Source organism: Hydrocoleum sp. CS-953, from assembly GCF_002260545.1.
Classification (GTDB): domain Bacteria; phylum Cyanobacteriota; class Cyanobacteriia; order Cyanobacteriales; family Microcoleaceae; genus Trichodesmium.
Genome location: NZ_LGSU01001085.1, coordinates 1 through 6,650 on the forward strand (window position 1 = coordinate 1; position 6,650 = coordinate 6,650).

The 6,650-nt window shown below is 33.8% G+C and carries 4 protein-coding genes; all 4 read right to left on the reverse strand.

All coding sequences use genetic code 11. The annotated features are described in order from the left end of the window. Nucleotides 1-503 precede the first annotated feature (503 nt). Nucleotides 504-1,529: an ABC transporter permease gene (locus AFK68_RS16290; RefSeq protein WP_094673699.1), complete on the reverse strand. Its 1,026-nt coding sequence runs from the start codon at nt 1,527-1,529 to the stop codon at nt 504-506. A gap of 1,158 nt (nt 1,530-2,687) precedes the next feature. Then, nucleotides 2,688-3,527, reverse strand: a complete 840-nt coding sequence (gene folP, locus AFK68_RS16295; RefSeq protein ID WP_094673700.1) for a dihydropteroate synthase — start codon at nt 3,525-3,527, stop codon at nt 2,688-2,690. A 920-nt stretch (nt 3,528-4,447) separates the two neighbouring features. Continuing rightward, nucleotides 4,448-5,176, reverse strand: coding sequence for a triose-phosphate isomerase (tpiA, locus tag AFK68_RS16300; protein WP_094673701.1), 729 nt, complete (start codon nt 5,174-5,176; stop codon nt 4,448-4,450). Between the two features lie 141 nt (nt 5,177-5,317). Further along, the gene (locus tag AFK68_RS16305) at nt 5,318-5,503 is read right to left on the reverse strand and encodes a PCP reductase family protein (protein ID WP_094673702.1); all 186 of its coding nucleotides are present in this window, start codon (nt 5,501-5,503) and stop codon (nt 5,318-5,320) included. Nucleotides 5,504-6,650 lie beyond the last annotated feature (1,147 nt).

A 6,650-nucleotide genomic window follows, 5' to 3' on the forward strand; every position in this document is an offset into this window, starting at 1 on the left:
TAATTACCGAATAATTAATAATTAAGAGTTGATATTCAATAATTAATTATTCATTCAACAATTAAGGTTTAAAGCTTCCCCTTTCAAGGGGATAAATAAAAAAAAATTTTCCTTTGAGCCAATCCTATCCGTTTCAAGAAGGGGTAATTATTAATTATTAATTGTTTCTGCTGTCGCAGACATGAACATTGTTAATTGCTGAACTCTACCTAAAAGGAAGAGGATTGAATAAAAGGAAAATAAATTCATTGTTTCTCTTGAAATAGAAGGCTTTAAACCTTAATCATTCGGTAATTTTTTTCCAAAACTCTTACCCAAAATGCTAACTTTTTGAAGATGAAGAACTGAAAACCAGGTACTTTTTAAAGACCTAAAATTGCTCAAACCTTTATCTCCAAATGCTTTGAAATTTAATTAGCAAGCCCTAATTAGTAATAAAAACTTGCTGCTCTTCCCTCCTGACTCATGACTTATGACTCATGACTCCTAACTCCTGAGTTCCATTAATACCTAATTCTCGGATCGATATAAGCATTTAAAATATCAATAAAAATACTAGCCACCACAACAATACCTGCAAAAAATACGACTATTCCTTGCACCGTCGGATAATCTCGCGAACTAATTGCTTGATACAATCTATTTGCCAAACCAGGCCAAGAAAAAGTTACTTCTGTTAATATTGCTCCTCCTAATAAAGCAGCAAAAGTTAATCCCAAAACCGTAATTACTGGAATCATGGCATTTTTCAAAGCATGAGCAAATAATATTCTTAATTCAGAAATGCCTCTTGCTCTAGCAGCTTCCACATAATCAGCTTGTAATGTTTGTTTGAGATTAATTCTTACCATTCTTTCAAAAATACCACTTAGCAAAATTCCTAATGTTAAACTCGGCAAAGCTAAATAATATATAGTTGTGAAAAAATGACCGATATTTCCACTTAAAATACTATCAATTGTATATAAACCTGTAATGTTTGGAGGTGTATTTTCACCAATAGGAAAACGAGTACCTAAAGGAAACCATTTTAACTGTACGGCAAAAATTAATTGTAAAATCATCCCTGCCCAAAAAGGCGGAACTGCATAAGTAAAAATTCCAAATAAACGCCCACCAACATCTAATTTAGTATTAGGATGAGAAGCAGCAATAGACCCAATAGAAATTCCAACAATTAGAGCGATCGCCATACTAAATACTGCTAATTCTACAGTGGCGGGAAAATGATTTTGAATAATTTGCCAAACTGACTCTCCACGAGTAGTCATGGATGTACCCAAGTCAAAACTAAGTAATTTTCCTAGATAATTAAAATATTGTTTCAGTAGTGAACCATCTAAACCAAGTTGAGACCGGAGAGCTTCTTTAGTAGCCGTTGAAGCTTTTGGTCCAAGAATAGCATCCACAGGGTCTCCTGGAGTTGCTCGTAATAATAAGAAAACTACAGTGCTAATTGTCCATAACATCAGTGGTGCCAATAGCAAACGGATTAATATATAAGAATAAAGAGCTTGAGAGCGAGACATTTCAGTTATCAGTTATCAGTTATCAGTTATCAATTATCAGTTCCGACCGCTGAGGTTAGAGGCTTAATTTCAGTTATCAGTTATCAGTACCGAAGTCAAAAGTCAAAAGTAATTGCTTTTATTCCTGGTTAAAAAATACTGAGCTTTTACCAAAGTCAAAAGTTAAAAGTTCTAAGTAATTACCTTTTATTCCTGATTGAAAAACATGGAACTTTCACGGCTATTTTGCCAGACTAATTATTATATCATCTCTAGTTAAACTTGAATTCTATAATCTCTTAATTATGACTCCTAATTTTTAGACTAACTACTAATTACTATTCTCTACTTAGCTAAAGCTTAAACTATTAATTAATTAACACAGACCAAATAACCTCTGTAATAATTATTAGTTAGCATTTTAGTTATTCTTATGTTTACTTCTATCCCACTCCCCTACTTCCCTACTCCTCTAGTTCAACTTGAATCATATAATCTCTTAATTATGACTCCTAATTTTTATACCAACTACTAAGTCCCTATGCAAAATTAATTACCTAGTCAAAACAGAAAATAATAAACGCTGTAACAGCCGAATTCTGTAAATGCAGCGATTTATTATTACCTTAAAATATGTGTAATTAATTTTGCACACCTACTCAATTACTATTCTCTACTTAGCGGTACTTTGGGATTTTTAACACTGAAAATGGCTTGAAGCCAAGTATTAGCAAGGGAAATACCTGAATTGCTCAAAATAGCCGAAACCTAGATATTTTAATAAAAAAATTAATTTAATGTAAAAACTTTACTGTATCATATTTTGACTTTATTTTTAACCTATTTTTTCCTAAAGTCTCGTTAGGTAAAGCTTCAAATATTTAGGACTTATGCAGAAACCGGGTTTGTCAAGGAAGCTTGGTGGTTTGAGAGACAATAATCAAGTAATAAACCCGGTTTCTTGCTTGGTTTGCGTAAGTCCTGATATTAATTAATTAACACAGACAAAATAACCTCTTTGTTGACATCCTCCCGACGCTGACCTGCACCTGCAGCGCGGGATTCCCATCCATCAAAACAACCGAAGATAATTATTAATTAGGAGCATTTTAATTATTCTTATGTTTACTTCTCTCCCACTCCCCTACTCCCTACTCTCTACTCCCTACTCCCTACTACCTATCTAAAAATAACATCAGCAACTCTACAAACTTCAGACATTTCTTTAACATCGTGAACTCGTAAAATATCTACAGATTGAGCGATCGCTGCCACACAACCTGCTGCAGTTCCCCAAACCCTTTGTTTAGCATCAGGTTGATTTAAAATTTTACCAATAAAACTTTTACGAGATAATCCTAATAAAATCGGACAATTTAAACTTTTAAATCTTGATAAATTGCGGATAATTTCTAAATTTTGTTCGTAATTTTTAGCAAAACCAATACCAGGGTCAATAATAATTTTCTCTCTTTCAATTCCTGCCCTAATAGCCACCTCAATTCTACTCTGTAAAAACTGATAAATTTCCCCAATTAAATCTTGGTAGTCTGTCAATTTTTGCATTGTTTTTGGAGTCCCCCGAATGTGCATTAAAATAATCGGCACTTTCAAAGCAGCCACCACAGAAAACATTTGATTATCATAAGTTCCACCAGAAATATCATTAATTAAATTAGCACCAGCTTCAACAGATTTTTCTGCAACTATCGCCCTAGTTGTATCAACAGAAATTGGGATTTCAGCACAAATATTTTGTTTACTTCTTAACAACTGAATTATTGGTAAAACCCGATTAAGTTCCTCATCTATAGAAACAACTTCAGATCCTGGTCTAGTTGATTGACCGCCAATATCAATCATATCAGCACCTGCCTCCACCATTTTTTTTACCTGCATTAAAGCTGCTTCTGGCGTATTAAAATCACCACCATCACTAAAACTATCTGGCGTTACATTTAAAATACCCATTATGTAGGTACGTTTTCCCCAAGCAAAACTTTTAGCTAAACTCTCCATTTTTTCTATTCCTTGTTTACCGAATTATACCAATTACCAAAAGTAATGCTATACTTGGGTGGAACTTCAATTACTAAGTAATTCAGACAAGCAGAATAATTTTTTTGATAATTACTGGCTGGTTAATATCAATTATTATTATTTTTACTTCTCCGATATGAACGTTGTATGCAACGTCCTACAGTCCCTCACTCCCCTACTCAATAAAATGTAGAAAGGTTTTTGAGAAATGGTATTACTCTTTTATACTAATTCCTAAAAGTAACGCTATACTTGCTTCAATAATTAATTATTAATTATTAATTATTAGCAGAATTACCTCTTATTATCAAGAATAGGATTGGCTAAAAGGATTTTTTTTTCTTCTCTTGGTTGATTGGATATGGCGTTTCGCTGCGCGACATATAAAGCGGAGCGGCTCTGTTAAGAGCAGGAGACCCGCTCCTACGGACCCGCTTCGCTAACGCCATCCCATCCTAACGGACTGCTCCGCAAACAACCGCTTTTTTATCCATGAATAGAGAGGCTTTATACCTTAATTTTTCAGTAACACTTCAGTTATTAACTAATTTTAAAAAACATAATCACTTTTTTGCTAATTTAAGTCAAGTTAATGTTAATTATTATTATTTTTACTTCTCCCCCACTCCCCCACTCTCCTACTCAACAAAATGTAGAAAAGTTTTTGAGAAATGGTATTACATGAGGTAGGGACGTTGCATGCAACATCCCTACATCCAGGGGAACAAGGAAGAAGGCTTTAGTTACCTAGGAGAGAAGAAATAAATATTGAAAAAAAAAGGGAAAATAATAGAGATAGCTGTTAAAGTTATGGTGAAAAATAATTAACAAATAATTTTGTCTTCGCCTATTCCCTAATTCCCTAATTTCCTAATTCCCTATTCCCTATTCCTTATTCCCTAATTTTGATAGTTAACCAGACGAGCAAAACTATCAGGTTTCAAACTTGCACCCCCAACTAAAGCACCATCAATTTCTGGTTGTGCCATAATTTCATCAACATTAGTAGGTTTAACAGAACCACCATATTGAATAGTGACATTAGGATTAGTCAACTTACCACGAATTAAACCAATAACTCGGTTAGCTTCTGTAGCTTCACAAGTGTCACCAGTACCAATGGCCCATATTGGCTCATAAGCAATTACTAGATTTCCTTGATCCACATCCTTTAAATCCTTGTCCAACTGAGAAAATATATGTGATTCTGTCTCTCCCGAATCTCTTTGTTGCTTAGTTTCTCCCACACAGAGAATAGGAGTTACACCATACTTCTGAGCAGCTTTTAAGCGCAAATTCACTGTTTCATCAGTTTCGCCAAAATATTGACGACGCTCACTGTGGCCAACAATTACATAACTAACTCCAACTTCCTTCAGCATTGAGCCAGAAATTTCTCCTGTGTAGGCTCCCTCGTCTTCCCAGTGAATATTTTGCGCACCCAACTTGATCCGACTCCAATACAAACTTTTTGACATAAAATCTAGTGCAGTGAAGGGAGTGCAGAGAACTACTTCACGTTCTTCGGGGGTTTTTGTTAGTTGAGACATCAAACCCAGGAGAAACTCTTTAGCTTCTACTTGGGTTTTGTACATTTTCCAGTTGCCAGCAATTATAATTTTTCTCACTGTTGATTTTATACACCTCAAACTCGACTATCTGCAAAACTCCAGTCTAAAGCTTTATGGGACCTTTTTCTAGACCGCAAAAAGTAATTGCTTTGCTAGTCAGGATTTTGTTTGAGTTTGTTGGTTGATATAACGTTTGTCCTACTGGCCAAATTCCAACCGAGCTTGCTCAACTATTTCTGCTGTTACTATTTGTGATTCTGTTTCTCTGGCCAATTCTTCGATTCTTTGTCGTGCCTGAGTCCGAACAAAATAGGGAATCTTTTTCAATTTAGTCTTAGCTTCAGGGGTCCATTGTAATTCGTTTGTGAAATTAGAATTATTCATAATTAGATTTTGTAGCTTTGTAGCAAAGATTTATATATGGCAAGGATTCAATTCTCGCTTATATTGATATTCTCTCATTAATGGTTGAGTGAGGTTTACCTTTCTACAACTTAAGCATTTTTTTCACATTACACCGAAAAATATCTTGTTATACCAATTTCATAAAATAGGGAATAGGGAATTAGAAAACAACTGTACTGGCGCGTCAAGCTTAAAATAGTGTATTAGATTTTTAAGTAAAAGCTGGTATTGGTGAAATAAGGTATGAAATTCTTATGGTCGTAATATTAATAGTAAGGAAAAAAGCTGTTTTAACTCCTAACTCCTAACTCCTAACTCCTAACTCCTGACTCCTGACTCCTAAAAATCATACAATCATTCACCAACGCCTAAAAGGTTTGAAAAATAAGCATCCTGCCATTTTTCTCAAGTAACATTTAAGGCTTGACACGGCAGTACCTAATAATACCATTTATCAAAAACTTTTCTACATTTAATGGAGTAGGGGAGTAAGAGAGTGTAGGGACGTTGCATGCAACGTCCGTACGGTAGAAGTAAAAATAAATAATAATTAACGTTAACTTACCTAAAATAAGCAAAAAAATTATTCTAATAAAGTAATTACTTAATAACTGAAGTTCTAATTAAGTAGAGCATTAATGCATGGGAATTGGTATAATAACAATTTGAAAAAAGAATGTTACGAATAGTAAGGGGAATAAAAATATTTTTCAGAAGATTTCTCTTGGATAAAAAAGATCATTTCCGATCTAAAACATGGTATTAAAGGTATTCATTCTGACTGCTGACTCCTAAAAAATCCCCTACTCATTTGTAGCAAACATTTATTAAAATTGTATAACTTTGGGAATTGCTATATGTACCTCATAATTTCGGAAACTCTTGTAAGTCTAGGGTAGCCATAACCTTTGACTTTCAGATTAAGAAATACTTGCTCTTATCATTTTATGTAGCTGATGCATAAATCAACTAATTATTCATAAAAAATTATTCACAAAAGTATGTTTTATGAATAATTTTTTGGTGATGATTTTTTGAGGGGATTATACCAATTACCAGGCATTAATGCTATACTTGACTCACACTTCAGTTATCAAGTAATTAAAATAGATAAAATAAATTATTC

What these genes read in the sequence shown, in the direction of transcription:
- AFK68_RS16290 (WP_094673699.1), bottom strand. Translation starts at nt 1,529, where the DNA reads ATGTCTCGCTCTCAAGCTCTTTATTCTTATATATTAATCCGTTTGCTA.
- folP (WP_094673700.1), bottom strand. Translation starts at nt 3,527, where the DNA reads ATGGAGAGTTTAGCTAAAAGTTTTGCTTGGGGAAAACGTACCTACATA.
- AFK68_RS16305 (WP_094673702.1), bottom strand. Translation starts at nt 5,503, where the DNA reads ATGAATAATTCTAATTTCACAAACGAATTACAATGGACCCCTGAAGCT.